Consider the following 24,764-nt stretch of genomic DNA (forward strand, 5'->3'; position numbering starts at 1 on the left):
AGACGCGCGTGCCAAAAGTGCGGACATCGACTTTGAGGAAAATCGTATGGCAGGCCTCCGCGGGTATATCGACTCGGTTCTTGACCGTGGCCTTCCGCATCTCGCGTCCGCTCAGTTGTCAGATGAACGCAGGATGGAGCTTTGCCGGCAACACGGCGACTTCTCGCTGGCGTATTCGACGGCGGTTCAGAAGAACCTCAGCCACTTCGGCGACGACAAGGGATATATCGCCTACGCGACGAAGATGGGGCACATGTTTGCCTTGGGCGATCCTGTCGCCGACAAGGCCGATCGTGCCCGGTACGTGTCCGATTTCGTCGCAGCGGCCGAACGTCCCTGTTTCGTGCAGATCGGCCGGCAGACGGCAGAGACACTGTCTCGGCTCGGCTACCGGATCAATCAGATGGGCGTCGATACCCGTCTCGTGCTCAACGAGCATTCGTTTGCGGGAAAGAAGAACGAGACGGTCCGCTATTCAGAGCGGTGGCTGCTGAAGAACGGCTACCGGATTGTCGAGTGTGACGGCAGTCTGGCCAGGCCCGACCAGATCAAGGCCGTTTCCGAAGAATGGCGCGCTGGCCGCATCGTCCGTCGGCGGGAAATGTGTTTCCTGAACAGGCCGTTCAAAGCCGAGCTGTCGGCGCATATGCGCCGGTTCCTCATCCTCGATCCGCAAGGCGAAACCATCGCCGTGCTCGATTTCGATCCGATTTTCGATGCGGGGCAGGTGACGGGATACACGTCCACGTTCAAGCGGAAGAAGACAGGGACGACCCCGCATGCCGAGATCGGTCTGACGAAGTTTGCGACGGACCGCTTCAGGGAAGAGGGCAGGTCGCTGGTGACGCTTGGGCTTTCGCCCCTTGCGGCGATCACGACAAGCGGGTTTGCGGAAAGCGCATTCTGGCGCGGCAGGTTCGAATATGCCTACAAGTCGCCGGCCATCAACAAGAGGATCTTCAACCTGCAGGGACAGGCGGCATTCAAGCGCCGGTTCCATGGCGCCGAAGAGCCGACCTACATCGCCTTCAAGCGTCGCAGCCCTCTGGAAATGCTTGCTCTTTTGAGACTGCTCAAGACGCTCTGAGCCGAGGTCACTTCTTAGCCGGCTTTCCGTAAGCCGCAGAATAGGCGAGGGCCACGAAGGCTCCGCCGATCACATTCCCGATCGTTGCCGGCAGCAAGTTGCCGAAGATGTCGCTGATGCCCAACAGCGCCGTCGAGGGTTCAAGCATGCCCTGGACGAGAGTGGCATAGGTCAGCAGATACATGTTGGCGATGGAGTGCTCGAAGCCTGCCGCGACAAATGCTGTGACCGGCAGAAGCAGACCGAAAATCTTCTGCGTGACCGTGTGGCCCGCATAGGCCAGCCAGACACCGAGACAGACAAGCGTGTTGGCAAGGATGCCGCTTGCAAGCGTCGTTGCGAACCCCTTGGCAGTCTTCGTTTCAGCAAGCTCGAATGCCGCGCGACCGACCGCTCCGTCGCCGGCCTCATGCAAGCCGGCGAAAACCGCGACGACAGCAAGCGCAATCGAACCGGCGAAGTTGGCCAGATAGACAGTCGTCAACGCCCCCGCCGCCCGGCCAGCGGGGATCCGTCCGGCAACCACCGGACCGATCATCAGTGTGTTGCCGGTGAACAATTCTGCGCCGGCGACCATCACCAGTGCGAGACCAAGCGAAAACACCGTGCCGGCGAGGATCTGCGCGACGCCGAAGGGAAGGCTGTCGGCGCCAGCCAGTGCCACTGTCGCAAACAGTCCACCGAAGCCGATGTAAATGCCGGCAAGCATGCCGAGAATGATCATCTTACTGAGGGGAAGGCCGGCTTTGTCCTCGCAGGCAGAAAAGACCGTCTCGCAAAGGTCGGGCGGTGGCGGCAGTGCATTGGTGTCCGACATGACATCCTCCTGTCGATCGTGTCCGGCGAGGACGTAAATGAGACAGTTGACGGATCCGGGAAGGGCACGATCCCGTGAGCCTGTTTTGAGGAGGGTGTCGTGGGACTGCGTCCTTAGAGGTCCGACGTGGTTCCACTCAGTTTCGCGCTGAGAGCGTTTATTGTCGCCAAGGTCGCGTTGACTTGAGGCTGATCCATGCCGACGGCATCAACGATGCACTTCGTCACGGCGTCCGACTTCTCCTGCAGGGCGCGGCCTTTTTCCGTCAGGTAGATATCGACGCGGCGCTCGTCGTCGTCCCTGCGCATCTTTGTCACGAGACCCATCAGCGAAAGCCGCTTGATCAATGGCGTGGTCGTGCCGGAATCGACGCCGAGCCTTAGCGAGATCTCGCCCACGGAAAGGCTGCCCTCGCTCCACAGAAGCTTCATCGTGAGAAACTGCGGATAGGTCAGCCCCGTCGGCGCCAGCGCAGTCCGGTAGACCCGGTTGAAGGCCTGTTCGGCTCTATAGACGGCGAAGCACAGCATTTGGTCGAGTTCGACCGATGCCGGTTTTTCAGGGATATCTGTCATTAGCGCAATCTATATTGTGCGCAAGGTAATTGCAAGCAATTGACATGCACTGCCGAGCGCGATATCAATGGCGTGCAATTGAGTTGCGAATTAAGAAAATTGATCCGCCCCAACCCAGGAGAAGACTATGTCTGTCGACGCGAAGTACAAGACCAGCGCAACTGCATCCGGCGGTGGCCGTGACGGCAAGACGGCGCTTTCCGACGGGACGCTAGAACTGCAGCTGGTCGTGCCGAAGGAACTCGGTGGCCCCGGTGGTGATGGCGCCAATCCGGAGAAGCTGTTTGCACTTGGATATTCGGCCTGCTTCCTCGGCGCCCTGCGCGTCGGCGCTACGCAGCTGAAGACCAAGGTTCCGGATGGTTCGACCGTTGATGCAACCGTCGGCATTGGCCCGCGCTCGGAAGGTGGCTTTGGCATCACCGCTGCCCTGGATGTTTATCTGCCGGGTATGTCGGAAGCCGACGCACAGAAGCTCGTCGAGGTAACCCACGACATCTGCCCGTATTCCAACGCGATCAAGGCAAGCGTCGACGTCGATTTTACGATCCGCACCTGATCGAAAACGGAAGTCGTTCGATTGGGAAAATGTGATGGACGGCTCTGGAATAACGCCGCCCAATAGTAATTCTGTCTGACAACTATCGCAGGCGGCCGGCAACGGTCGCCTGTCGGTTTTGGCCGCTACTCGCCGTCGCCGCACCCCGCAAGCGGTGTCCGCCGAAAATCAGCATCTTTAGATTAGCATCTGAAAAAACAGCATTATCTGGAACATAAGGCCATCGTCCCGGTTAGCTAGCCATCTAAACCGGAGACCCAACATGAAGTCCTCAATGTTTGCGAAAGCACTTCCTCTCGCACTGGTAATGGCCGCCCCGCTTGCCGCCCCGTCGTTTGCGCAGGAGATGGCAAAACCCACCACAGATATGCAGGCGGTGCTCGACAAGCTTGGTGCGCTAGACGCCAAGCCGTTTTCGAGCTTGAGCGTTCCGGAAGCCCGCACACAGGCAAGCCCTGCCGATGCTGCGAAGGCTGTCCAGTGGGAAAAGCGCCTGTCGTCCAATCCCGAAGCCCAGGTGACCACCAAGGACATCACCATTCCGACGGCTGAAGGCGGTATCGCCGCGCGCGTCTACATGCCGGCCGGCAAGGGTCCGTTCCCCGTCGTCGTCTACTATCACGGCGGTGGCTGGGTGGTTGCCGACCTCAACGTCTATGACGGCGCACCGCGTGCCCTCTCGCTCGGCGCCAAAGCCATCGTCGTCTCCGTCGAGTACCGTCATGCGCCGGAGCACAAGTTCCCGGCTGCTCATAACGATGCCTGGACGGCGTATAAGTGGGTTGTCGAGAACATCCACGACATGAACGGCAACTCCGACAAGATCGCGGTTGCGGGCGAAAGCGCCGGCGGCAACCTGGCGGCCAACGTCGCCCTGATGGCCAAGGAGATGAAGGCGAAGCAGCCGGTTCACCAGCTTCTCGTCTACCCGGTCGCCGGCAACGACATGGAAACGGCGTCCTACAAGGAAAACGCCAATGCCAAGCCGCTCGGCAAGGCCGATATGGAATGGTTCGTGAAGAACACGGTCACGTCCATGGATGAGACCAAGGACCCGCGCATCAACCTCAACGGTCGCTCGGACCTTGCAGGAGTTGCTCCGGCAACCGTGATCCTCGCGCAGATCGATCCGCTGCGGTCCGACGGTGAAACCTATGCGTCCAAGCTCAAGGACGCCGGCGTTGCGGTAAATACCAAGACCTATAACGGCGTGACACACGAGTTCTTCGGCATGGGCAAGGTGGTTCCGGAAGCCAAGCAGGCACTGGATCTCGCCGTCGCCGATCTCACCGCAGCCTTCGACAAAGCCAAGTAAGGAGAGCCCCTATGAACAAGATGATTTCAGCCTCGCTCGTATCGCTCTCGCTTCTGATGTCCTCGGCAAGCTTTGCGGCACAGCCCGCCAGCGCCGACAAAGCCGCTGCCGCGTTCAACGTCGACAAGGCTTCCTTCGTCAAAGCCGTCACCAGCTCCAACGCCTTCGAGATCGAGTCGAGCAAGCTCGCCGAACAAAACGCCAAGGATGCCGACGTGAAGAAGTTCGCGTCAGAGATGATCAAGGATCATACGATGGCGGGCGAAGAACTCAAAAAGGCGGCCAAGCTCGGAGACGAGGCACCAGTTATGTCGCCAAAGCACGCGGCCATGCTTGAAATGCTGAAGGGTGCATCTGACCAGGACTTCGAGCCGCTCTATATCGACATGCAGGCAACAGCGCATATGGAAGCGGTCAGCTTGTTTGCGACCTATGCCAAGGGCGGTGACGATGCGGCGGTCAAGGAGTTCGCGGCCAAGACTCTGCCGAAGCTTGAAATGCATAAGATGCACGTGACGAAGCTCGTCGCGGCTCACTGAGGCGGGCAGCATCTGGAGCCTGCGTCTCAGCAGGCCGGGTGAATGTCGAGACGTTTAAAACAATGGCCGCTCCGGGAACGGGGCGGCCATTGTTGTTCCAGGGGTTGGGGAGAGGACGGTTCAAGCTGGAACGGGTGACGATCCTGCGGCCGTTTTCGGCAATGTGATGGTTTGGCGCAGTCCCTTATCGTCTTGATTGCGAAGCGCAATTTTTCCGCCATAGAGCTGTGCGAGTTCATTGGCGATCGTCAGGCCGAACCCATCTCCAGCGACCGTCTCATCCATCCGCACACCCGGCAGAAATGCCTTCTCGATCGTATCGTCGGAGATGCCGGGGCCATCGTCTTCGAGCGTGATGACGATCGAGCGTCCGTCCGTGCGGGCATCGATCGCGACAAGGCTGCCAGCCCATTTGAACGCGTTGTCGAGGAGATTGCCGACGATCTCGTCGAAATCCTCGGCCGCACAGGCAACCGAAATTTGCGGCTCGATCGTGCATTGCACCGAGATGCCCCGGTCAGCGTGGATGCGCGACATGACAAGCACGAGATCGTCTATGCGGGGGTTCACCTGCGTTGCTGAAACGGTGCCGCTGGAGGCAGTCTTGCGGGCACGGGCGAGATGATGGCGGATGCGCTGGTCGATCCTGTCGACCAGATCGCGCATCTCGTTGGTGGGGTCGTTGGCGCCGTTCAAGGCTAATTGCAGGCTTGCGACGGGTGTCTTCAGGCCGTGCGCGAGGTTTGCGAAATGCAGGCGTGTTTCGGCGAGCCTCTCGGCATTCTTGTCCACGAGGCGGTTGATCTCGCGGGATGCGGGCTGCAACTCCTCGACGTCCTGATCCGGCAACCGCGGCAGCGCGCCTGCGGAAATGGATGCGATGTCTGACGTCAGTTGTCTCAGCGGTCGAAGCCCGTAGCGGACCTGCAGCAGGATGCCGCCGACGAGAACGCCACCCAAAAGAAGCATCGCAGGAACCAGCCACAACAATGCCCGCCCGGCGGGTGCGCTCAGGGAAGATTGCGGCGCCGATGCAATGATCTCGACCGTCCGATCTCCGACCATGGTTTCCAGCGTTCGCAGATACAGTGTCTCTTCGCGGAAGGCGACACGATCGGCCGGAAGTGGCTTGGGCTTCGCCGCGTGGCGCCAGTCGAAAGGGCGAGGCGGGCTTTCCAGGGTTTCCTCGGCCAGCGAGCGGGAGGTTATGCGGGTCCGATCGTCGGACACCTGCCAGTACCATCCGGAGCGCGGACGATCGAATGGCGGGCCGTCGAGGTCTGCAGAGAGGACGACGTCGCCGGCACTGTCGGTGGTCAGTGCATTTCGCAATCCCTCGATCTGGGTGTCGAGCCGCTGATCGATCTGCTCCCTCACCACGCCCGCCACGATCAGGTAGAGAATGACGGATGCGACGATCACTGTCGCCGTTACGAAGATGATGGAAAAGCCGGCGAGCCGCCGGGCGATCGACGCCTGGCCGGATAGGTTGAGCCCGGTCATGGCGCTGCCGTCAGCATGTAGCCGCGGCCGCGAACCGTTTCGATCAGTTCCGCGCCGATCTTGCGGCGCAGGCGCGCGACGATCACCTCGATCGAATTGGAATCGACCTCGGCATCGCCTTCGTAGACGCGCTCGATCAGCTCGCGCCGATCGACGATGACGTCCTTGCGCAGGATCAGGCAGGAGAGCACGCGCCATTCCAGCGCGGTCAGTTTCAGCGACAGGCCGTTGAACTCGAACGTGCCGAGCTGGGCGTCGAACTCCAACGGTCCGCAGAGGATTTTCGAGGACGCATGGCCGGTCGCGCGCCGGACGAGGGCGCGCATGCGCAGTACTAGTTCCTCGATCTTGAACGGCTTGGTGAGGAAATCGTCGGCGCCCGCCTTGAAGCTCTCGACCTTGTCCGGCCATCCGTCGCGGGCCGTCAGGATCAGGACGGGGAGGGTGCGCCCCGCGGCCCGCCACGATTTCAGAACCGAAACGCCATCAATCTTCGGTAGGCCCAGATCGAGAATGGCAACGTCGTAGAGTTCGGTCAGGCCTGCGTGCTCGGCATCCTCGCCGTTCTTTGCAATGTCCACGACAAAACTTTCGGCCCGCAGGCTGGCTGCGATGCGTTTGGAAAGATCGGTGTCGTCTTCGACCAGAAGTACGCGCATGTGCAACCCGTTTGCCGTGGTGGAGAGACGCTGTCCTATGGCGGCAAGGCTTAACTCAAACTGAACCACAAGGTTCAGGCTGTTATCGGTCGTCGGCTGATAAATCTCTCCTGGCATACAAAAACAGGAGAAGACCATGTCAATTTCGGACAACAACACGACCGTCGATCAGAAGGATGGTTCGGCCGACAAGCCGCATGCACCCAAGCCCCCGCACAAGACCGGCAACCGGCGTATGGCAACCTTCGGCGTCACGGCCTTGGCGATCCTTGCCATCGGGGCCGCGGCCGGAGCCGGCGCAATGAAGCTGACCGGGCCGAGCGTCGAGCTTGCGCCCATGAACCCGGTCGCCATCTCCGCCGTCAAGGAGGACAGCCTGGTGACGGTTAAGGGGACGGTAGCCGAGGTATTCGGCAACAAGTTCGTCGTTCAGGACGACAGCGGACGGGCACTGGTTGAAACCGGGCCATCGGGTGACGACGGCAAGCTTGTCGATCTCAACGAAGCCGTCAGTGTCCAGGGTCGCTTCGACAACGGCTTCCTGCACGCGACCTATATCGTTCGCCAGGACGGCAGCATGGAAGCGCTCGGCCCGGCCGGCGGCCCTCCGCGTCACGGACCAGCTGGTGGCCCTCCGCCTCATGGCCCGGCCGGCGGCCCTCCGTATGACGGTCCGCGCGGTGATATGCCGACACCCCCTGCGCCAAAAGGGTAAAGCCCTGGTTGCAAAACCTGGTGGCGGAGCCCTGACGGCAGGGTTGTAACGGGAAAGCGTTGCCCGATCTTCTTTCGGGCACGCTGGAACCCCGCGTCCGCCACCGGCGTTGGACGCCACAATTTTCAAGCATGTAGCATGATGAAGCGAGGCTGGCATGCGATCCACCCTACAGACAGGCCTGACTGATCGATCCCTGGTGGCACTTGCCGTCCTCAACTTCTTTCTCGCCGACGCCCGCGACGGGCTTGGACCGTTTCTCGACGGGTTTCTCGCCACCCACGGGTGGTCGCCGATGACGCTCGGCTTCATCGCCACGCTTGGCGGTGTACTCGGAATGATCGCCACGCCGCTGTTTGGGGCGTGGGTGGATGCCTCCAAGCGTAAACGCACGCTCATCATCATCCCGGTGATCCTGGTGACGGCGGCAGCCTTGTGGACGCTTGCCAGCCCCGGAAACGCATCGGTGTTCGGCGGCCAGTCGGCAACCGCCATCGTTGGCGCCGTCGTCGGTCCGGCGCTGATGGGGCTGACGCTTGGCCTTGTCGGCGAAAAGGCGTTTTCCCGTCAGGTGTCGCGAAACGAATTCTGGAACCATCTCGGCAACGTTGTCTCGCTCGCCGGCATCTATTTAGCGACGGTCTACTTCGGCGTCAGCGGTGTCATCGGATTGATGATCGTCACGGCGGTCGCCGCCATTCTGGCAGCGCTTGCGATCGACCCGGAGCGGATCAATCACAACGCGGCGCGCGGTCTGGCGCATGACGATGGAGCGCCGGGTCCCTCCGGCTATTCCGTCCTCGTGGGCAGCAAGGGGCTGATCCTGCTCGCCGTGACGCTGATGATCTTCCACTTCGGCAACGCGCCGATCAGCCGCCTCATTGCCCAGGACTTCTCGATCCATCTCGGGACGCCGTTCCAAACGACGGCGGTGACGACCGGCGTGTCGCAGCTGTCGATGATCGTCATGGCTTTAGCGGCGCCTTTCCTTATCCGGCGGTTCGGGCTGGCGACGGTGTTCCTCATCGCGCTGCTTGCATTGCCGATCCGCGGTGCGATTGCGGGCTCCTTCAGCAATTTCGCTGTGATCTATCCGGTGCAGATCCTCGATGGAGTTGGCGCAGGCCTGATCGGTATCGCGACCCCGATTGCTGCGGAACGGATCCTCGCGGGGACCGGTCGTTTCAATGTCGGACTGGCTGCGGTCATGACCGTTCAGGGCATCGGCGCATCGCTGAGCAACGTCGTCGCCGGCTGGCTGACGGATGTCGGCGGCTATGCGCTCGCCTACTGGGTGCATGGCGGTGTCGCAGCGCTGGCCGTTGCTGCCTTTCTCGCCGGGCGCAAGAGCATTGCCCCTTCCCAAAAAGACGCGAACAAGGCAGGAGACGATCGCAAGATCCCTGTCGCACCATAATCGTTTCGGTTGGACCATTCATGAACGCATTGACCCTGACCTGGAGCATCGCCGGCCTGACAGCGCTCGGCGTCATTACCCGGCCGTTTGCCTGGCCGGAAGCGATATGGGCGGTGCTTGGCGCATCGCTGCTCCTGGCTTTTGGCCTGATCGCGCCTTGGGATGCGTGGGCCGGGGTCGCCAAGGGGCTCGACGTCTACTTGTTCCTGATCGGCATGATGCTGCTGTCGGAACTTGCCAGACGGGAAGGGCTGTTCGACTGGCTGGCATCGATTGCGACCGCCTATGCAAAAGGCTCGCCGAAGCGATTGTTCGTCCTGATCTATGGGGTCGGCATCGTCGTCACCGCGTTCCTGTCGAACGATGCGACAGCGGTCGTGCTGACGCCTGCCGTTTATGCGGCGTGCCGCACGGCAAAGGTGAAGGATCCGATGCCCTATCTTCTCATTTGCGCCTTCATCGCCAATGCCGCAAGCTTCGTGCTGCCCATCTCCAACCCGGCCAATCTGGTGATTTTCGGCGGCGGAACGATGCCGCCTCTGTCGCGCTGGCTCGCCACGTTCGGTCTTCCCTCGATCGTCTCAATCGTCGTGACGTTTATCACGCTTTATTGGACGCAGCGCTCGACCATCGCGGCCGACAGCGTGTCACCCGTGGTTGAAAGCGTGCCGCTGTCGCATAGCGCAAGGCTGACGGGGATTGCGTTGTGCGCGACGGCGGTCCTGCTGCTCGGCGCGTCGGCGCTGCATTTCGATCTCGGGTTGCCCACCTTTGTGGCTGGCTGCATCGCGACGGCGGCTGTTCTCGCGATCACGCGGCAGAGCCCTGTCGAAACGCTGAAGGGCGTGTCCTGGAGCGTGCTGCCGCTCGTCGCCGGCCTGTTCGTCGTGGTTGAAGCCCTGAACCGGACGGGCCTGATCGATGCATTGGCGCATCAGCTGACCCAGAATGCCTCGCTTTATCCCGCCCAGACGGCAGCGTTCGCCGGCACGGTTGTGGCGCTCGGCTCCAATCTCGTCAACAATCTGCCGGCCGGCCTTGTTGCCGGAAGCGCCGTGGAGCTGGCGCATGTGTCCGACAAGATTGCCGGCGCGGTGCTGATCGGCGTCGATCTCGGCCCCAACCTCTCGGTCACGGGGTCGCTCGCGACCATTCTGTGGCTGACGGCGCTGAAGCGCGAAGGGTTGCACATCGGCGCCCTGAGCTTTCTCAAGCTGGGCGCCGTCGTCATGCTTCCGGCGCTCGCCCTGTCGCTTGCAGTCCTCCTCATCCAGTGAGGCGCCGGCGCGCATTGCTCGCTAGCCCATCAATAAACCATCGCATCGAGGTCGGAGATCAGCGTCGGGCCGGTCGGGTGCCAGTCGAGCTTTGCTTGTGTCTTCGCGCTCGACGCCCTCATGTCCAGACCGACGAACCGCGCCATCGCGCCAAAATGCTCCGAAGCCTCGTCGGCTGAGAGGGAAACAACAGGGGCATTCAAGCCGCGACCCAACGCTTCGGCGATAAGGCGCATCTCCACGCCCTCTTGGCCGACCGCGTGATAGCGCGCACCTGGTTCCGCTTTCTCGATGGCAAGGCGGTAGAGGCGCGCAACATCGCCAAGGTGACCGGCCGACCAGCGGTTCGTTCCGTCCCCCACGTAAGCTGAAACGCCTTTTGCTCTGGCAATGTCGAGGAGCGGCGAGATGAGGCCCTGCTTGAACGTGTTGTGCACCTGCGGCAGACGGAGCACGGAGACGTTGATCCCTCCGTCCAGAAGCCGGTTTCCAGCGCGCTCAGAAGCAATGCGCGGGTTTGGGTGATCCGTATCGAAGACGTCTTCGACAGCGAGCTCGCCTTTGCCGCGCGCGCCCATCGCGATGCTCGAGGTGATCAGCAGCGGGCGGTCGGAGCCGGTAAGGGCTGATCCCAGCGCTTCGATGACCCGCCGGTCCTTTTCGCAATTCTCGGCGAACCGTTCGAAGTTGTGGTCGAACGCCGTATGGATGACGGCATCCGCATTCCGGGCGCCGCGTTCGATGCTTTCGAGGTCTTCGAGCGTCGCCAGATGTGGCTCGACCCCTGATGCGATCAGCTTTTCGGCGCCTGCCTGCGAGCGGGTCATGCCGATGACTTCGTGGCCCGCGTCGAGAAGTTCAGGAACCAGTGCCGAGCCGATGAAGCCCGTGGCTCCGGTGAGAAACACACGCATTGTCATTCTCCAGTTGCTTTCACACCGGGACTATCTGCGCTCTTGTTATTCCGTTAAAGTAGTGACCGTATCAGGGTATAATTGCTAACAGGGTATCGATGCCGGACATCACGCCGAATTCATTGGCAGCGTTTCTGAAAGATCGCCGCACGAGGCTCGACCCTGCTGCCTTCGGGTTTTCGGGACGACGACGGACGCCTGGGCTGCGCAGGGAGGAGGTTGCTCAACGCGCCAATATCAGCCCGACTTGGTACACGTGGCTGGAGCAGGGCCGCGGCGGCGCGCCCTCGGCGGACGTTCTGAACCGGATCGCTTCTGGGTTGATGCTGACGGAGCCGGAACGCGAACACCTTTTCATGCTCGGTCTCGGACGGCCGCCGGAGGTTCGCTACAAGTCTACGGACGGGATTACGCCACGGCTCCAGCGTTTGCTGGATACGCTCGATGCGAGCCCCGCTTTCGTCAAGACCGCGACATGGGACGTGGTGGCGTGGAATGCGGCGGCGGCCGTGGTTCTGACCGACTACGGGAAACTGCCCGAAGGCCAGCGAAACCTCCTGCGACAGATTTTCTCGAGCCCGTCGCTCCGCGCCAAGCAACATGACTGGGAAGGGCTCGCCCGGTTTGTCGTCGGCGCCTTTCGCGCCGATGCCGCGCGGGCTGGCGCAATGTCGGAGGTTTCGGATCTCGTCGACGAGCTCTCGAAGTCCAGTCCGGAATTTGCGGCATTCTGGGGTGAGAACGACGTGAGGCTTCAAAGCGATGGCCTGAAGCGGATCGAACATCCGGATCTCGGCACGGTCGAGCTGGAATATTCCGCATTCTCCGTCGACGGTCGGCCGGATCTCGGCATGATGGTCTACAACCCGGTCGATCCGGCGATGGCCGCGAGAATCCGGCAGCGCGTCGCGGAGCGCACGGCATCAGCTAAACCCTGACCGCTCTATCTTACCAGGGAATACTGCTTCCATCATAGGCGACGAAAGAGCCGGAATTCTCCGGGGCGAGGCTGTTGAGCGTTGAGAGGATCGACGCTGCCGCCTGTTCCGGGCTGACCGTGTTGTGACCGCGTGAATAGGGGTCTGATAGACCCGTGCGAACCGTCCCCGGATGAATGGCGGTGATGACCGCTGCCGGATGGGTGCGGCCATATTCGATCGAAACGGTGCGGACAATCTGGTTGAGCGCCGCCTTGGCGGATCTGTAGGACACCCAGCCGCCGAGCCTGTTGTCGCCGATCGATCCGACACGGGCTGACAGGAATGCGGCGATCGAGCGGGTTTCGCGATCAAACAGTGGGAGAAAGTGTTTCGCGACAAGGGCGGGGCCGACGGCGTTGGTGCGGAACTGGGCCATCATCGTTTCGGGATCGAGCTGCCGCAGAGACTTTTCCGGGCCGCGGCCATCGGTCGTCAGGATGCCGGTGGCGCAAATGAGGAGGTGGATCGGCTTTGCCGAGATTGAGCCTGCAGCGTCCGCCACGCTCGCCTCGTCGGCGAAGTCCAGACCGTCGCGGCTGCGGGAAAAGGCGATCAGTTCGCCGAGATGCGGCTCGTTTTGGAGACACTCGCAGATCGCGGAACCGATACCGCCTCTTGCCCCGATCACTGCCGCCCGGAACCCGTTCGGCAGCGATGCGAGAAGACTGGTTTCAGTGCCGGCCATGTCTGACATATCCGAGATACGCGCGTGTAGGTCGCTTCTTCATCGCACTATGCCCGAACTCCACGGTATTGGGTAGGCGTCGTTAGTCGGAGTTGATGGTCGGAAGATGCGTCTCGACTTCGCGCAGGCGCGCGGCTTCCAGCGGCTCGATCTGCGTCTTCCAGAACTCGTCTGCCTCGGCCGGTTCGTCATCCCACTTGCGGACGTCGGCGATGTTGTCATCGAGCTTCGCGCGGCGTGTGCCGCCGAGTTCGAGATACTTCATCGCGAGTTTCTTGGTCGAGGTTTCCTGATCGGTCATGAACCGGTTCCTTCCGTTGCGTCAATCGTGTGCCAAGTCGCCTCGACCCCGCTCAAGCGCTGTCGCAAGCGCTCGTAAGATCGGACCTTGAGTTAGATTAACGGCGCCCCGGTCATCCTGTTCCTGCCGCTGCACGTTTCCGGTGCAAGATATCGGCGGGTCTGGAACAGAAGCCAAGCTCGCCAGTTGACCCGCGTCATCAAAAGGAGAAATCGCATGGCTCACATCGAAGACGAACACGAGAAGGTCTGGGACCTTGCGGAGAAGATCGGATTTTGCATGCTCACGACCCAGTCGGGTACGGATCTGCGGGCTCGGCCGATGGCGGCCTATGCCGAGCGTCTTGAGAATGCGTTCTACTTTCTGACGGATGTGGCAAGCCACAAGGACGAGGAAATCGCGCGCTACCCGAACGTTTGCCTGGCGTTTGCCGATTCCAAGGGCCAGAAATACGTGTCCATTTCGGCGACGGCAGAAGTGCAGAACGATCGCGAGAAGATCCGCGACCTCTGGGCGACACCGGCAAAGGCTTGGTGGGACAGCCCCGAGGATCCTTCGATCCGCGTCCTGAAGATCACGCCGTCAGCAGCGGAATACTGGGATAGCCCTGGCACCGTCATCAGCTACATCAAGATGGCAGCAGCCGCCGTTTCCAGTTCGAAGCCCGACATGGGCGACAATGCCAAGGTTCAGATGTGACCTTCATGGCGGACGGGCAACCGTCCGCCATTCTTCTGCGGCCCGCATAGACGGGCCGGCGTCTCAGTTGAAATCGCCGATCGTTCCGGTTTGAAAGATAATCACCGGTTCGCCTTCCTCACCAATAGCTGGCGATGCCTCGCGCTTCCAGACCACCACGCCGGCATGTCGATCGCCGAGTTTGCGGGCCTCATCGATCGCAGCCGTCTCGTCTTGTGCTTCCCTTACCGCGAACGCCGGAACGGTCTGCCCTCTCTCATCGAGATCGAAGGCGAGGACGAAGATAGATTTGAACGCTCCGGGCATCAGTTTTCATTCCTTGATATGGCTTTGGACGCCGGCACACTCGCTCTGATCGCGACCGAAAACAACGGCGTCTCGATCTTCCGCAAATATCGCGGAGGATTCATGCTGCCAGGGTCCATTGAGGTATTTCCACAGATCAACACCTGTAATCTCGATGGTGTGAGGCTGAAACGTCGCGCGGAGCTGCTGATACAGCCGGTCGGCCCGGTCCTTCGATACCTTGTTCTGGATCGTGATATGCGGCTGCCATTTCTGCATATCCTGCGGACCGAGCCATGGTAGGAAGGCCTCCTTCAACTGGGCTCGCACATCCTGAAGCGCGGCACTGTCGATCGTGAAGGCGACGCCCGCACCGAGATGGCGGACGCCGCTGACCTCGGCTTTGATCGATGACCCTGCCTCGGCGACCCGTTTGAGGTGCTCGACGATCCGCTCCGTATATTCGCCGGGTAGCCGATGAAACATCGTCAGATGCGCATCGAGGAAATTCCGGTCCGGCGGGAAATGGGTTTTCCGCAACAGATCGAAAGGCGCTCTGTCGCCTTCCGCAATACGGGCTGTCAGGATCAGCGGCTGAAGCGTCTTCACTGGGATTGAACCTTCCGGGCCAGGTTTCGAACGGGTCTTTGAAGCCGAGATCTGGGATCCGGGCCCGCGATATCAATCCTTCAGTTTCGCGAACCAGTCCGCATAGGGCGTGTTCTTGGCCATATGCCGGTTGAGATCGGGCTCGCCGTCATCCCACCAGACAGGGCCGCGTTCGCCAAGCTGAACCTTGGCATCGTCGACCCGCCGGCGCGCTTCGGCCATCGCGTCGGGTTTGCCTTTCGCATCGCGGACGGCCCGGCGTGCCGACATCAGGTCCGAGACCAGGCGTTGACGCGTCTCCGCGTCCAGCGCCGGGTTGCTTCGACGCCAGAGCCTGCCGCGGACGACGAAGTATTTGCCGTCGGGTGTGTCAGGATACGTCTCGCTCATCGTCCAACCCCGGTTTTCGCCATACCGATTACAGGAGCGTCCCCTGTGGCGGGTCAACGGCGGCGGGCTGTGGTTGTTCACCGCGGCGCGTCAGTTCGGTGCGGGCGCTGAAGCGGATATCGATATCCCGGTCTTCCGCGAGGTCCCGAAGCGCATCTTCGCTGATTCGGTCCCAGGTCTTGCCGCGATCCGCGCCTGATGGCACGCGCGGCAGCAGACCCGGCTCGCTGCTCCAGGCCAGGAGGTCTCCGAGTGATGCCTCGTTGAGGAGGTCGCGCAGGTGGTGCGCCGTGACATAGGCATCAGGCATGGCGCGATGCGCCGGCAGGCCGATCTCGTGGACCAGACCTTCGGGCATGCGCAGGTAGCGCAGCATCTGGTTGGAGAAGCGCGGCAGTTCGGGCCAGACCCGCAGGCTGCATTTCCAGGTGCAGATCCAGGGCAGGCCACCCGTCAGCCGCGGTGTACAGTATCGCTGTTCGAAGGCGGCGCGATGGGCGGCAAGCGCTTCGATCCGGTGCGGGGGACGCAGGACAGTCGGTGCGATATCTTTCCAGAACGGCGCGTCGGCGACATGGCTGTCAAGGATGTGATGGATCGCGATCGTGTCGGGCGACATCGGACGGCCGGGATTGACCAGAAGCGCACCGCGGTCCTCGTTGACCTGCCATCTTCCGTCTGCCCCTTGGGTGACATCCTGCCAGCCGATCTCGCAGACGTCGTTCGGTCCGTTGCCGCCGGTCTCGAGGTCGATGACGCGGATGGTGGGATTGCTCATGTCGAAGTCCTTACCCGGCGCTCTTGATGTGCTTGTCGATTATAAATCGAGACCGAGCTGCGGTTGTTCCACATCATCCGGCCCGGCGCCGACCAGCGACGAGAGGGACACACCCAGCAGCCTTACCGAACGCCGGAACGGATAGACGGTTGCCAGGAGCCCCGATGCCGCCGCCAGCACTTCCGCGACGCTTGCATAGGGGAGGGACGCCGTGCGGCTGCGTGTCGCCTGGGTGAAGTCGGAATATTTGATCTTCACGGTGACCGTCTTGCCCGAAATGCGATGCGCTTCGCAGTGGCGCCAGACCTTTTCGGCAAGTGGCCTCAGTTCGGCGGTCGCAAGGTCGAGGGCGTCGATATCCTCGACGAACGTATCCTCGGCGCCGACGGATTTGCGGATCCGGTCGGGACGCACCTGGCGCTCGTCGATGCCGCGGGCGATGCCGTAGAAATAGGGTCCGGATTTGCCAAAGCTCTCGGCGAGAAACTGCAGCGACTTCGACTTGAGGTCAGCGCCGGTCTCGATGCCGTATTTTTTCATCCGCTCGGCAGTCGCCGGCCCGACGCCGTGGAATTTCTTGACCGGCAGCGATTCCACGAAGCCCGGACCGTTCTTTGGCGTGATCACGGCCTGACCGTTCGGCTTGTTGAGATCGCTTGCCATCTTGGCGAGGAACTTGTTGTAGGAAATGCCGGCCGATGCGTTGAGGCCCGTCACCTGCTTGATCTTGGCCCGGATCTCCAGCGCAATCTCGGTGGCGATCTCCATGCCCTTCAGGTTCTCGGTGACGTCGAGATAGGCCTCATCAAGCGACAGCGGTTCGATCAGCGGCGTATATTCCGCAAAGATCTCCCGGATCTGCTGGGATACCGATTTGTAGACCTCGAATCGCGGCGGCACGAAGATCAGGTCCGGACATTTGCGCTTGGCCGTGACGGAGGGCATGGCGGAGTGAACGCCGAAGGCGCGCGCCTCGTAGCTTGCGGCCGCCACCACACCGCGCGCCGCAGATCCGCCGACCGCCAGCGGCTTGCCGCGCAGGTCAGGATTGTCGCGCTGCTCGACGGAGGCGTAGAACGCATCCATGTCGACATGGATGATCTTGCGGGTGGATATGGGGACCGTGACATTCATGCGGGCGTGCGGTTTGCTGGATCGTATGGAAACAAAAAGAGAACATAGCAGTCTTCCGACAAATATCCAAGCTCTCTGACCAGCTTCCTGTGCATGAGGGAAACAAGCGGGCTTTGAAGGCGTTTGCTTCTGGTGATCTAGCAACAGGAGACAGTTTCATGGCTGACGACAGCACGACAACCATTCGAGCGACTTTCGACACCCGTGCGGCGGCAGACCTTGCGGTCGAACATCTGGTTCAGCAGCACGGTATCTCGCGTCCGGATATCTTCATCCAGTCCGTCGGTGCCGACAACACGGTCGGATCCGCTCCGTCGGGTGGCGATGCGTCGCATGATGGCGGAGAGCGCACCGATGGCCCGCTGGAGGGCGAGATCGAGGTTTCCGCCGATATCACTGAGAGCAAGATGGCGGCGGTTCAGAAGAGTTTTGGCGAAGCCGGCGCGATACGCGTAACCGGTCGCTGATTCGAGCCGACCAGGGGGCCGGCACGCAGCCGGCTCCGTATGGCGGCGAGCTCAGAGGTTTGCCGCAATCGAATCGGCGACGAGCAGCGCATGTTCCGCAACCTGCGGAAAGCCCATCAGCTCGCCAAAATGTCCGCGTGCCAGCGGGCCGGCGATGAAAAGCTTTGGTTCGGGCTTGCCATCCGCGTCTATCGCGTTGGACTGCTCGTTGCAGGAAAGACCAAGCCCCGTCGGATCAAGGTGCAGAAAGCCGTGATCGCCGAGTTGCCGCAGCCATTGCTGGCTCTGCAGCACGTTGCCGTGGGCGGGGCCGGTCGTGACCGCGACGGCATCGAACTGGTGGACTTCGACACCATCCTGCCCGCGCCGCTTGATGGTGACATCGATGATGTCTCCGTCGGTGCTGACGTCGACGATGCCTGCGGCGAGGATGTCGAGCCTGCCGGCTGCCGCTTCCGCGTCGAGCACGTCTTCCACCTGCGGCGCAATCCGGAAGCGGTGGACGTCCCAATAGGGACGCAGGTGTCGCACGATCCGGCGGCGTGCCTCGAGCGGCAGATGCTTCCAGATGCCGCCGCCTTGCGAGCGCAACTGGTCGAGAACCGCATGCCAGGTCTGACCATCTGCCTGTGCTTCCCTGATCGCGGCCCGCACGCGGTGTAGGATCTCGGATGCGCTAGTGGCGGGATGGTCGAGAAAGTCGCCGAACGGTTCCTGCGCGAAGGTGGCGTGTCCGCGCGAGCGGAGGCCACGGCGCGAGAGGGCGGTAATGCTGCCGCTATGCCCGCAACGCTTCAACGAAGCGATGACATCTGCGGAGGTCAGCCCGTTGCCGACGACGAGGACCCGATCGTCGGCCCGGATCGGCGCCAATGCGTTCGGCGCTGTCGGGTCCGCGACATAGCGCGGATGCTCGGCCAGTCGTCTCAAGGAGCGTGGGGCAACGGGAGCAGGGTGGGTGGCAGCGATCACCAGGATATCGGCAACCAGCGTCTGCCCGGTGGTATCGGTGACATGCCATTGGTCGTGCCGCTTTTCGACGCCGTTCACCGCGGCGCAGATATGGCGGACGGCTCCTGATGCCAAAAGAGGTTGAAGGTTGGACAGGACATAGTTTCCGAAGATGCCCCGGCGCGGAAACACGTTGCCATCGGCGCGAAATGCCGCCTCATCGTCCGCAACGGAGCCGGTCGTTTCCATCCATCTCGAAAAATGCTCGGGATCGCCAGGAAGTATGCTCATTCGCGTTGCCGGGACGTTGATCCGGTGCACCGGGTCCCGCGTATCGTACGCGAGGCCCCTGCCGATTTCGGCACGCGGCTCGAAAATGGTGATGTCGACGGCGTCCGAGTGGCCCGTCGCGAGATGGAAAGCGACCGCTGCCCCGGTCACGCCGCCGCCGATAATGGCGATTGAAGATCGTGTTTGTTCAGGCCGTTCAGACGTCTTCGATGCTGTCACTGTCAGTCACTTCGGTTAGACGCGGTCGCTCTCTTAAATTCGCACGGCACGTCGTTGAATCAAAAATCGATAGGCGCTGCGCTTGCAAAAACGGGCTTTTTCCAATGCATCGGAAACGGAGCACGTTTATCCCTTCGCGCGGCAAAATTTAGTCCAGGGTTCTCGCAGGCAATATTGTTCACGACTCCCTCTGACGCGACATTACACATGAAAGATCGGGAAGGAATGGAGAGCGTGATGAATGGTGGCGGCTTTTCGATATTTGGGATCGATCTGTTCGGATCGACAAGGCAGTTGGCCGGTGACCGAAAAGAAGAAGCCGCGGCATTGCCACGGCTCGAGACGCAGAAGGTCGAGGAGACTGATGCCGATCGACTGACGGATACCGACCAGCAGGACATTTTTCTCTGGAGTACGTCTCTCGCCTACTGAGACATGACGCGGAAGCCGGTCTCAGCCGGGCCTTCGTCATGTCTCAACCGTCCGGATGACGGGAATCGCAAGCAGTTTTCATCAGATAGAAGTTCGGGCGCCCGCAGTGGAGCGCCCGAAACCATTAATCGAGAAGTTCGGCAGGCACCTTGCCGCCGTTTTCGGACAGCTTCTTCAGCAGCGCCTTGTGCAGCCACATGTTCATCGTGGCGGAATCGCTCTGGTCGCCGGTGTAGCCGAGTTCTTCGGCCAGTTCCTTGCGCTCCGAAAGGCTCGCGTCCATGCCGAGCGCCTTCATCAGGTCGACGATCGAATGCTTCCAGTCGAGCTTCTGGCCGCTCTTCTTGACGGCTGCGTCGAGGACCGGTGCGATATCGACGGTCTGCATCGTGGCAGAGGTCGAGCCTGGAGTTGCGACTGGCGGTGCGCCTGCAGTCTTCGGCGCAGCCTGGGCTGTTCCGCCGACCGGCGGGGCTGTGGTCGCAGCAGGTTCTGGCGTTGCCATGGACGTCGGTGTCGGCTCGGCGCCTGTTGGCGAAGCCGGTGCAGCCGCGGCAGGATGGCCGAAGATGGCGTCCTTGATCTTGCTGAATATGCTCATGGATAGTTCCTCCGTTGGTTTATGCCATACATGGTACGAGATCACGTCGATGACGGATCACTTTAGTTCTGCGGGACAACGACGCGATCGCCGCGTGAGCCGCGGTCTGAACGGTCCGGTCCGCCACGACCGCTGGAACGGTCACGGCCATCGCGACCACCTCGATCATTGCGGCCGTCGCGGTCGTTGCGGATGTAGCCGGGGCGCTCCGGGCGGTCGCCGCGGTTCCAGTCACGGTGCGGGCGATCGTTGTCGCGGTCGGGCCGGCGTCCGTCGTGACGGCCGTGGTGGCGATCGCGGTCGCGGTTATGCCGGTAACGGTAGTTCGGACCGTCGTAACGGTTGAACCGGTCGTATCGATCGGAACTGCGGTACTCGGTGTAGGTGCCGCCTTCACTGACGCAGCCCGCCAGCATCAGGCAGGCAAGACCGACAGCGGTCACCGCCTTCAATGCTCTGAATTTCATGTGATTGCCCCTGTTACCATTTTATCGAGTGCTAAACAGGAGAAGGGGCCAAGAAGTTCCTCATATACCTCTTCGGGCGTGCGTGGCGCTGCAACAGTTTTTGATGTCGTAATCTGAGGTGACCTGTCGCGTCTGTCCCTCTAGTATCGCGGCTTCACTCGGTTGGGGCATGCAATGGCAGAATTTCCGCAAAAGGCTAAGGTCGTCATCATCGGGCTCGGTGGCATCGTCGGTGCGTCCATCGCGCACCACCTCGTCGAGCGCGGCTGGGACGATATCGTCGGCATCGACAAGTCAGGCATCCCGACCGATATCGGCTCGACCGCCCATGCCTCCGATTTCTGCTACACGACCAGCCACGACTACCTGTCGGTCTGGACCACGCAATATTCGATCGATTTCTACGAGAAGATGGGCCACTACGCCCGCATCGGCGGTCTCGAAGTCGCCCGCACCGGCGACGATGCCTGGATGGAAGAGATCAAGCGCAAGCTGACCTCGGCCAAGGCCTTCGGCACCCGTGCACATTACGTGTCGCCGGCCGAAATCAAGGCGATGTTCCCGCTGATCGAGGAGGATCAGGTGCAGGGCGGTCTGTTCGATCCGGATGCAGGTCTGGTCATTCCGCGTTCGCAGACGGTTGCCGGCAAGCTGGTGGACGCTGCCGAGAAGGCCGGAAAGCTCAGTGTGTTCGGCAATACGGCGGCACAGTCGCTGATCATCGAGGGTGGCCGCATCAAGGGCGTCGTCACCCACCGCGGCACGATCATGGCCGACCATGTCGTCGTCTGTGCCGGCATATGGGGCCGCCTGATTGCGGAAATGGCGGGCGAGGATCTGCCGGTCATGCCGGTCGATCATCCGCTGACCTTCTTCGGGCCCTATAACGAGTTCGAAGGCACCGGCAAGGAAATCGGCTATCCGCTTTTGCGCGACCAGGGCAATTCGGCCTATATGCGCGACACCGGCGATCCGAAGACGACCGAAGGCGGGCAGATCGAGTGGGGTTATTACGAGACCACCCATCCGCGCCTCTGTCACCCGCGCGACATTCTCGAAAAGCACGAGGCGCGCCTGTCGCCATCGCAGCGCGATCTCGACATGGAACAGATCATCGAGCCGCTCGAAAAGGCGATCGAGCTGACGCCGATCCTTGGCGAGCTCGGCTATAACGAAGGGCATTCGTTCAACGGCCTCTTGCAGGTGTCGGCCGGCGGCGGTGCCTCCTGCGGCGAAAGCCAGAAGGTGCGCGGGCTCTGGTACTGCGTTGCCATCTGGGTCAAGGACGGCCCGGCCTATGGCAAGCTGATCGCCGACTGGATGACCGACGGCCGCACCGAGATCGACCACAACTCGATTGATTACGCGCGCTTCTATCCGCATCAGCTGACGGAAGAGTTCATCGAGGGCCGCACCTTCGAGGCTGCCCAGAAGATCTATTTCCCGGCCGTCCACCCGCGCGAACCCTATGCGACCGGTCGCGGCGCCAAGCGCTCGCCGTTCCACGACCGCGAAAAGGAACTCGGCGGTTACTTCATGGAGCTGGGGGGGTGGGAGCGTGCCCACGGTTACGCCGCCAACGAGCATCTTCTGGAGAAATACGGCGACCGGGTGCCGAAGCGCGAAAACGAGTGGGACAGCCGCCACTTCTGGCGCGTGTCGAACGCCGAGCATCTGGCGATGAGCGAGGATTGCGGCATCGTCAACCTCTCGCATTTCCACATGGTCGATATCGAGGGGCCCGATCATGTCGAGCTGCTCGAATGGCTGTGTGCGGCCAAGATCGGCGGCGATGGCAATATCGGCAAGGGCATCTATACCCACTTCCTCGACGACGAGGGCATGGTGCGGGCCGATTTCACCGTGTTCCGCCTGGCTGATCGCGGCCGTCTCGTCAACGGCGCGGATGCAGGGCCGCGTGACCTGCTCTACATGAAGCGTGTCGCGCAGGATCGCGGGCTCGACGTCACGATTACCGATGTCTCGGAAAAGTACATCACCATCGGCATCTGGGGCCCGAACGCGCGCGAGACGCTGAAGAAGGTCGTGGCCGACCCCGATGGTCTTAATGTCGAGAACTTCGCCTTCGCCGCGATCAAGCCTATCGAGATCGCCGGCAAGCATGTCACGGCATTCCGCATCTCCTATGTGGGCGAGCAGGGCTGGGAACTGCATATGAAATACGAAGACGGCGTTGCCGTCTGGGACGCGCTGCGCGCCACCGGCGTGATGGCCTTCGGCGTCGAGACCTATGCCAACTCACGCCGCCTGGAAAAGAGCCTGCGCCTGCAGAACGGCGATCTCCTGACCCAGTACAACCTGATCGAGGCCGATCTTGCCCGTCCGAAGGTCAAGGAAGCGGATTTCTGCGGCAAGGCGAAACATCTCGAATACAAGGCCCGCGACCATCAGCCGGCGATGCTCTGCACGCTCGTGATGACCGACAATGTCGATGCGTCCGGTGTCGCCCGCTATCCGGTCGGCTCGCTGCCGGTGATGGATCCGGACACGGGCGAGGTTCTAATCGACGACCTTGGACGGCGTTCCTATACGACCTCGATCGCCTACGGCCCGACCATCGGCCGGAACATCGCGCTCGCCTATCTGCCCTGGTCGCATTGCCAGGTCGGCCGGAAACTGACGGTGGATTATTTCAACGAGGCCTTCCCGGTGGAAGTCGCAGCGGTCGGTTACAAGCCGCTCTATGATCCTGAGAACCTCAAGCCGAGAAGCTGACCGGCTTCGGGTCCGACAAACAAAAAACGCTCCGCGGATATCCACGGAGCGTTTTTTTATTGGCTGAGTCTGGTCTTAGTACTGCGCAGTCGGGGACGAAGAGCCCTGCTGGTTGCCGTTGAGGCCGGTTGCGACGACCGACACGCGGAACTTGCCGTCGAGGTTCTTGTCGAAGATCGCGCCGACGACGATGTCGGCCTCGGCTTCGACTTCGTCACGGATGCGGCTCGCAGCTTCATCGACTTCGAACAGTGTCATGTCGGTACCGCCTGAGATCGAGATCAGCACGCCCTTGGCGCCCTTCATCGAGATGTCGTCGAGCAGCGGATTGGCGATTGCGGCTTCGGCAGCGATCAGCGCGCGGCCATCGCCGGATGCTTCGCCGGTTCCCATCATCGCACGACCCATGCCCTTCATCACCGATTTCACGTCGGCGAAGTCGAGGTTGATCAGGCCTTCCTTGACGATCAGGTCGGTGATGCAGCTGACGCCCGAAAACAGCACGCGGTCCGCGATCATGAAGGCGTCGGCGAAGCTGGTCTTGGCGTCGGCAATTCGAAACAGGTTCTGGTTCGGAATGACGATGACCGTATCGGCGGCTTCACGCAGGGCTTCGATACCCTCGTTGGCCGTCTTCATGCGGCGGTGCCCTTCAAACGAGAAGGGTTTTGTGACGACCGCAACCGTCAGGATTCCGGCAGAGCGCGCTGCGCGTGCAATCGCTGGCGCGGCACCGGTTCCGGTTCCACCACCCATGCCGGCGGTGACGAAACACATGTGCGAGCCGGCGAGATGATCCATGATCTCGTCGATCGATTCTTCGGCGGCCGCGCGGCCGATATCCGGCAGCGAGCCAGCACCGAGACCTTCGGTCACCTGCGCACCCAGCTGGATGCGGCGCGACGCCTTGGATGTCGCCAGAACCTGGGCATCCGTATTGGCGGCGATGAATTCCACGCCGTGGAGATTTTCCGTGATCATGTTGTTGATCGCGTTACCGCCACCGCCTCCGACACCGATCACGGTTATCTGCGGTTTCAATTCGGTCAAGCCGCTCTTAATATCCGTCATCTTCGTCTCCTTCAGCTCCTTCCGGTCGTCCCATACCAGAAGGACGGCGAATCGCCCCGCAGGCTATCTGTCCGCAAGGTCATAGACCAGAGCGCTGTCAGGCCAAAGAGGCAGGAGTAGGGTGAGGGCGATGTCATCGCAATTTAATGTACAGCATCCCTGAATTGAGCGACTCACGAAGGTCGTGACCAATACAAAATAGACCGTTGCGTAGATTGGTATGTTATACTATTACACTCGGCAACGGCAGAGATCGCGCGGGGATCGCTCTGGACAAGCACCGGCGTGTTC

At 61.5% G+C, this 24,764-nt stretch carries 28 protein-coding genes; 12 read left to right on the plus strand and 16 right to left on the minus strand.

Features of this window, described 5'->3' with window-relative positions:
* Nucleotides 1–46 precede the first annotated feature (46 nt).
* Entirely contained in the window at nucleotides 47–1,087 is a 1,041-nt protein-coding gene (locus tag IFT59_RS03630) for a phosphatidylglycerol lysyltransferase domain-containing protein (RefSeq protein WP_062582519.1), read from the plus strand.
* 7 nt (nucleotides 1,088–1,094) lie between these two features.
* Here the strand turns inward: IFT59_RS03630 and IFT59_RS03635 are convergent, their stop codons facing one another.
* The gene (locus tag IFT59_RS03635) at nucleotides 1,095–1,904 is read right to left on the minus strand and encodes a formate/nitrite transporter family protein (protein WP_192086103.1); all 810 of its coding nucleotides are present in this window, start codon (nucleotides 1,902–1,904) and stop codon (nucleotides 1,095–1,097) included.
* A 113-nt stretch (nucleotides 1,905–2,017) separates the two neighbouring features.
* Nucleotides 2,018–2,479, minus strand: coding sequence for a MarR family winged helix-turn-helix transcriptional regulator (locus IFT59_RS03640; RefSeq protein ID WP_082472002.1), 462 nt, complete (start codon nucleotides 2,477–2,479; stop codon nucleotides 2,018–2,020).
* A gap of 127 nt (nucleotides 2,480–2,606) precedes the next feature.
* Between IFT59_RS03640 and IFT59_RS03645 the strand changes: the two genes are divergently transcribed.
* From IFT59_RS03645 to IFT59_RS03655, 3 genes are all read left to right on the plus strand, one after another.
* Nucleotides 2,607–3,038 (plus strand): organic hydroperoxide resistance protein, encoded by a 432-nt coding sequence (locus tag IFT59_RS03645; protein ID WP_062582523.1) that lies wholly within the window; start codon nucleotides 2,607–2,609, stop codon nucleotides 3,036–3,038.
* A 262-nt stretch (nucleotides 3,039–3,300) separates the two neighbouring features.
* Nucleotides 3,301–4,353: an alpha/beta hydrolase gene (locus IFT59_RS03650; RefSeq protein WP_197978013.1), complete on the plus strand. Its 1,053-nt coding sequence runs from the start codon at nucleotides 3,301–3,303 to the stop codon at nucleotides 4,351–4,353.
* Nucleotides 4,354–4,364: 11 nt separating this feature from the next.
* Nucleotides 4,365–4,892 (plus strand): DUF4142 domain-containing protein, encoded by a 528-nt coding sequence (locus tag IFT59_RS03655; RefSeq protein WP_249407476.1) that lies wholly within the window; start codon nucleotides 4,365–4,367, stop codon nucleotides 4,890–4,892.
* A 120-nt stretch (nucleotides 4,893–5,012) separates the two neighbouring features.
* Here the strand turns inward: IFT59_RS03655 and IFT59_RS03660 are convergent, their stop codons facing one another.
* Complete coding sequence (locus IFT59_RS03660; protein ID WP_192086104.1) at nucleotides 5,013–6,395, minus strand: sensor histidine kinase; 1,383 nt, start codon at nucleotides 6,393–6,395, stop codon at nucleotides 5,013–5,015.
* Complete coding sequence (locus IFT59_RS03665; RefSeq protein ID WP_062583141.1) at nucleotides 6,392–7,054, minus strand: response regulator transcription factor; 663 nt, start codon at nucleotides 7,052–7,054, stop codon at nucleotides 6,392–6,394. The genes IFT59_RS03660 and IFT59_RS03665 overlap by 4 nt, the downstream gene beginning before the upstream one ends.
* 136 nt (nucleotides 7,055–7,190) lie before the next feature.
* On the opposite strand from IFT59_RS03665, the gene IFT59_RS03670 reads away from it, so the two are divergent.
* From IFT59_RS03670 to IFT59_RS03680, 3 genes are all read left to right on the plus strand, one after another.
* Nucleotides 7,191–7,769, plus strand: a complete 579-nt coding sequence (locus IFT59_RS03670) for a hypothetical protein (RefSeq protein WP_175487238.1) — start codon at nucleotides 7,191–7,193, stop codon at nucleotides 7,767–7,769.
* Nucleotides 7,770–7,926: 157 nt separating this feature from the next.
* A complete protein-coding gene (locus IFT59_RS03675; RefSeq protein ID WP_192086105.1) occupies nucleotides 7,927–9,186 on the plus strand; it encodes an MFS transporter in 1,260 nt (419 codons plus the stop codon).
* A 20-nt stretch (nucleotides 9,187–9,206) separates the two neighbouring features.
* Nucleotides 9,207–10,463 carry an arsenic transporter gene (locus IFT59_RS03680; protein ID WP_192086106.1) on the plus strand — a complete coding sequence of 419 codons (1,257 nt, stop codon included), beginning with the start codon at nucleotides 9,207–9,209 and terminating at the stop codon, nucleotides 10,461–10,463.
* Between the two features lie 29 nt (nucleotides 10,464–10,492).
* On the opposite strand, the gene IFT59_RS03685 is transcribed toward IFT59_RS03680, so the two are convergent.
* Entirely contained in the window at nucleotides 10,493–11,377 is an 885-nt protein-coding gene (locus tag IFT59_RS03685) for an SDR family oxidoreductase (RefSeq protein WP_192086107.1), read from the minus strand.
* A gap of 98 nt (nucleotides 11,378–11,475) precedes the next feature.
* Here IFT59_RS03685 and IFT59_RS03690 point away from each other — a divergent pair, with 98 nt between their 5' ends.
* On the plus strand, nucleotides 11,476–12,315 hold the full coding sequence (locus IFT59_RS03690) for a helix-turn-helix transcriptional regulator (RefSeq protein WP_192086108.1): 840 nt from the start codon (nucleotides 11,476–11,478) through the stop codon (nucleotides 12,313–12,315).
* 10 nt (nucleotides 12,316–12,325) lie between these two features.
* Here the strand turns inward: IFT59_RS03690 and IFT59_RS03695 are convergent, their stop codons facing one another.
* Both IFT59_RS03695 and IFT59_RS03700 read right to left on the minus strand, forming a co-directional pair.
* Complete coding sequence (locus tag IFT59_RS03695) at nucleotides 12,326–13,042, minus strand: SDR family oxidoreductase (protein WP_249407478.1); 717 nt, start codon at nucleotides 13,040–13,042, stop codon at nucleotides 12,326–12,328.
* Nucleotides 13,043–13,124: 82 nt separating this feature from the next.
* Entirely contained in the window at nucleotides 13,125–13,343 is a 219-nt protein-coding gene (locus tag IFT59_RS03700; RefSeq protein ID WP_062455061.1) for a hypothetical protein, read from the minus strand.
* 216 nt (nucleotides 13,344–13,559) lie between these two features.
* On the opposite strand from IFT59_RS03700, the gene IFT59_RS03705 reads away from it, so the two are divergent.
* The gene (locus IFT59_RS03705; protein WP_062455064.1) at nucleotides 13,560–14,042 is read left to right on the plus strand and encodes a pyridoxamine 5'-phosphate oxidase family protein; all 483 of its coding nucleotides are present in this window, start codon (nucleotides 13,560–13,562) and stop codon (nucleotides 14,040–14,042) included.
* Nucleotides 14,043–14,105: 63 nt separating this feature from the next.
* On the opposite strand, the gene IFT59_RS03710 is transcribed toward IFT59_RS03705, so the two are convergent.
* The 5 genes from IFT59_RS03710 to dinB all read right to left on the minus strand — a co-directional run bounded on the left by IFT59_RS03710 (nucleotide 14,106) and on the right by dinB (nucleotide 17,238).
* Nucleotides 14,106–14,348, minus strand: coding sequence for a hypothetical protein (locus IFT59_RS03710; protein ID WP_192086110.1), 243 nt, complete (start codon nucleotides 14,346–14,348; stop codon nucleotides 14,106–14,108).
* A 6-nt stretch (nucleotides 14,349–14,354) separates the two neighbouring features.
* Nucleotides 14,355–14,936 carry a 2'-5' RNA ligase family protein gene (locus IFT59_RS03715; protein ID WP_192086111.1) on the minus strand — a complete coding sequence of 194 codons (582 nt, stop codon included), beginning with the start codon at nucleotides 14,934–14,936 and terminating at the stop codon, nucleotides 14,355–14,357.
* 72 nt (nucleotides 14,937–15,008) lie between these two features.
* Nucleotides 15,009–15,326 (minus strand): hypothetical protein, encoded by a 318-nt coding sequence (locus tag IFT59_RS03720; RefSeq protein WP_192086112.1) that lies wholly within the window; start codon nucleotides 15,324–15,326, stop codon nucleotides 15,009–15,011.
* 28 nt (nucleotides 15,327–15,354) lie between these two features.
* Nucleotides 15,355–16,104 (minus strand): DNA polymerase III subunit epsilon, encoded by a 750-nt coding sequence (locus IFT59_RS03725; RefSeq protein ID WP_192086113.1) that lies wholly within the window; start codon nucleotides 16,102–16,104, stop codon nucleotides 15,355–15,357.
* Between the two features lie 39 nt (nucleotides 16,105–16,143).
* Nucleotides 16,144–17,238 carry a DNA polymerase IV gene (dinB, locus tag IFT59_RS03730; protein WP_192086114.1) on the minus strand — a complete coding sequence of 365 codons (1,095 nt, stop codon included), beginning with the start codon at nucleotides 17,236–17,238 and terminating at the stop codon, nucleotides 16,144–16,146.
* A gap of 158 nt (nucleotides 17,239–17,396) precedes the next feature.
* On the opposite strand from dinB, the gene IFT59_RS03735 reads away from it, so the two are divergent.
* Nucleotides 17,397–17,705: a hypothetical protein gene (locus IFT59_RS03735; RefSeq protein WP_062455075.1), complete on the plus strand. Its 309-nt coding sequence runs from the start codon at nucleotides 17,397–17,399 to the stop codon at nucleotides 17,703–17,705.
* Nucleotides 17,706–17,756: 51 nt separating this feature from the next.
* Here IFT59_RS03735 and IFT59_RS03740 read toward each other — a convergent pair whose 3' ends face one another.
* Nucleotides 17,757–19,166 (minus strand): FAD/NAD(P)-binding protein, encoded by a 1,410-nt coding sequence (locus tag IFT59_RS03740; protein ID WP_192086115.1) that lies wholly within the window; start codon nucleotides 19,164–19,166, stop codon nucleotides 17,757–17,759.
* A 207-nt stretch (nucleotides 19,167–19,373) separates the two neighbouring features.
* Between IFT59_RS03740 and IFT59_RS03745 the strand changes: the two genes are divergently transcribed.
* Complete coding sequence (locus IFT59_RS03745) at nucleotides 19,374–19,598, plus strand: hypothetical protein (protein WP_162728262.1); 225 nt, start codon at nucleotides 19,374–19,376, stop codon at nucleotides 19,596–19,598.
* Nucleotides 19,599–19,722: 124 nt separating this feature from the next.
* Here the strand turns inward: IFT59_RS03745 and IFT59_RS03750 are convergent, their stop codons facing one another.
* On the minus strand, nucleotides 19,723–20,199 hold the full coding sequence (locus tag IFT59_RS03750; protein WP_113109845.1) for a DUF3597 domain-containing protein: 477 nt from the start codon (nucleotides 20,197–20,199) through the stop codon (nucleotides 19,723–19,725).
* 62 nt (nucleotides 20,200–20,261) lie between these two features.
* Nucleotides 20,262–20,666: a hypothetical protein gene (locus tag IFT59_RS03755; protein WP_139283781.1), complete on the minus strand. Its 405-nt coding sequence runs from the start codon at nucleotides 20,664–20,666 to the stop codon at nucleotides 20,262–20,264.
* Between the two features lie 174 nt (nucleotides 20,667–20,840).
* Between IFT59_RS03755 and IFT59_RS03760 the strand changes: the two genes are divergently transcribed.
* Complete coding sequence (locus tag IFT59_RS03760) at nucleotides 20,841–23,402, plus strand: GcvT family protein (protein WP_192086116.1); 2,562 nt, start codon at nucleotides 20,841–20,843, stop codon at nucleotides 23,400–23,402.
* Nucleotides 23,403–23,477: 75 nt separating this feature from the next.
* Here IFT59_RS03760 and ftsZ read toward each other — a convergent pair whose 3' ends face one another.
* The gene (ftsZ, locus tag IFT59_RS03765) at nucleotides 23,478–24,473 is read right to left on the minus strand and encodes a cell division protein FtsZ (protein WP_062455086.1); all 996 of its coding nucleotides are present in this window, start codon (nucleotides 24,471–24,473) and stop codon (nucleotides 23,478–23,480) included.
* Nucleotides 24,474–24,764 lie beyond the last annotated feature (291 nt).

The sequence above is a fragment of the Rhizobium sp. CFBP 8752 genome (assembly GCF_014842035.1).
GTDB classification, from domain to species: Bacteria; Pseudomonadota; Alphaproteobacteria; order Rhizobiales; family Rhizobiaceae; genus Neorhizobium; species Neorhizobium soli.

What these genes read in the sequence shown, in the direction of transcription:
- IFT59_RS03630 (WP_062582519.1), top strand. Translation starts at nt 47, where the DNA reads ATGGCAGGCCTCCGCGGGTATATCGACTCGGTTCTTGACCGTGGCCTT.
- IFT59_RS03635 (WP_192086103.1), bottom strand. Translation starts at nt 1,904, where the DNA reads ATGTCGGACACCAATGCACTGCCGCCACCGCCCGACCTTTGCGAGACG.
- IFT59_RS03640 (WP_082472002.1), bottom strand. Translation starts at nt 2,479, where the DNA reads ATGACAGATATCCCTGAAAAACCGGCATCGGTCGAACTCGACCAAATG.
- IFT59_RS03645 (WP_062582523.1), top strand. Translation starts at nt 2,607, where the DNA reads ATGTCTGTCGACGCGAAGTACAAGACCAGCGCAACTGCATCCGGCGGT.
- IFT59_RS03650 (WP_197978013.1), top strand. Translation starts at nt 3,301, where the DNA reads ATGAAGTCCTCAATGTTTGCGAAAGCACTTCCTCTCGCACTGGTAATG.
- IFT59_RS03655 (WP_249407476.1), top strand. Translation starts at nt 4,365, where the DNA reads ATGAACAAGATGATTTCAGCCTCGCTCGTATCGCTCTCGCTTCTGATG.
- IFT59_RS03660 (WP_192086104.1), bottom strand. Translation starts at nt 6,395, where the DNA reads ATGACCGGGCTCAACCTATCCGGCCAGGCGTCGATCGCCCGGCGGCTC.
- IFT59_RS03665 (WP_062583141.1), bottom strand. Translation starts at nt 7,054, where the DNA reads ATGCGCGTACTTCTGGTCGAAGACGACACCGATCTTTCCAAACGCATC.
- IFT59_RS03670 (WP_175487238.1), top strand. Translation starts at nt 7,191, where the DNA reads ATGTCAATTTCGGACAACAACACGACCGTCGATCAGAAGGATGGTTCG.
- IFT59_RS03675 (WP_192086105.1), top strand. Translation starts at nt 7,927, where the DNA reads ATGCGATCCACCCTACAGACAGGCCTGACTGATCGATCCCTGGTGGCA.
- IFT59_RS03680 (WP_192086106.1), top strand. Translation starts at nt 9,207, where the DNA reads ATGAACGCATTGACCCTGACCTGGAGCATCGCCGGCCTGACAGCGCTC.
- IFT59_RS03685 (WP_192086107.1), bottom strand. Translation starts at nt 11,377, where the DNA reads ATGCGTGTGTTTCTCACCGGAGCCACGGGCTTCATCGGCTCGGCACTG.
- IFT59_RS03690 (WP_192086108.1), top strand. Translation starts at nt 11,476, where the DNA reads ATGCCGGACATCACGCCGAATTCATTGGCAGCGTTTCTGAAAGATCGC.
- IFT59_RS03695 (WP_249407478.1), bottom strand. Translation starts at nt 13,042, where the DNA reads ATGGCCGGCACTGAAACCAGTCTTCTCGCATCGCTGCCGAACGGGTTC.
- IFT59_RS03700 (WP_062455061.1), bottom strand. Translation starts at nt 13,343, where the DNA reads ATGACCGATCAGGAAACCTCGACCAAGAAACTCGCGATGAAGTATCTC.
- IFT59_RS03705 (WP_062455064.1), top strand. Translation starts at nt 13,560, where the DNA reads ATGGCTCACATCGAAGACGAACACGAGAAGGTCTGGGACCTTGCGGAG.
- IFT59_RS03710 (WP_192086110.1), bottom strand. Translation starts at nt 14,348, where the DNA reads ATGCCCGGAGCGTTCAAATCTATCTTCGTCCTCGCCTTCGATCTCGAT.
- IFT59_RS03720 (WP_192086112.1), bottom strand. Translation starts at nt 15,326, where the DNA reads ATGAGCGAGACGTATCCTGACACACCCGACGGCAAATACTTCGTCGTC.
- IFT59_RS03725 (WP_192086113.1), bottom strand. Translation starts at nt 16,104, where the DNA reads ATGAGCAATCCCACCATCCGCGTCATCGACCTCGAGACCGGCGGCAAC.
- dinB (WP_192086114.1), bottom strand. Translation starts at nt 17,238, where the DNA reads ATGAATGTCACGGTCCCCATATCCACCCGCAAGATCATCCATGTCGAC.
- IFT59_RS03735 (WP_062455075.1), top strand. Translation starts at nt 17,397, where the DNA reads ATGGCTGACGACAGCACGACAACCATTCGAGCGACTTTCGACACCCGT.
- IFT59_RS03745 (WP_162728262.1), top strand. Translation starts at nt 19,374, where the DNA reads ATGAAAGATCGGGAAGGAATGGAGAGCGTGATGAATGGTGGCGGCTTT.
- IFT59_RS03750 (WP_113109845.1), bottom strand. Translation starts at nt 20,199, where the DNA reads ATGAGCATATTCAGCAAGATCAAGGACGCCATCTTCGGCCATCCTGCC.
- IFT59_RS03755 (WP_139283781.1), bottom strand. Translation starts at nt 20,666, where the DNA reads ATGAAATTCAGAGCATTGAAGGCGGTGACCGCTGTCGGTCTTGCCTGC.
- IFT59_RS03760 (WP_192086116.1), top strand. Translation starts at nt 20,841, where the DNA reads ATGGCAGAATTTCCGCAAAAGGCTAAGGTCGTCATCATCGGGCTCGGT.
- ftsZ (WP_062455086.1), bottom strand. Translation starts at nt 24,473, where the DNA reads ATGACGGATATTAAGAGCGGCTTGACCGAATTGAAACCGCAGATAACC.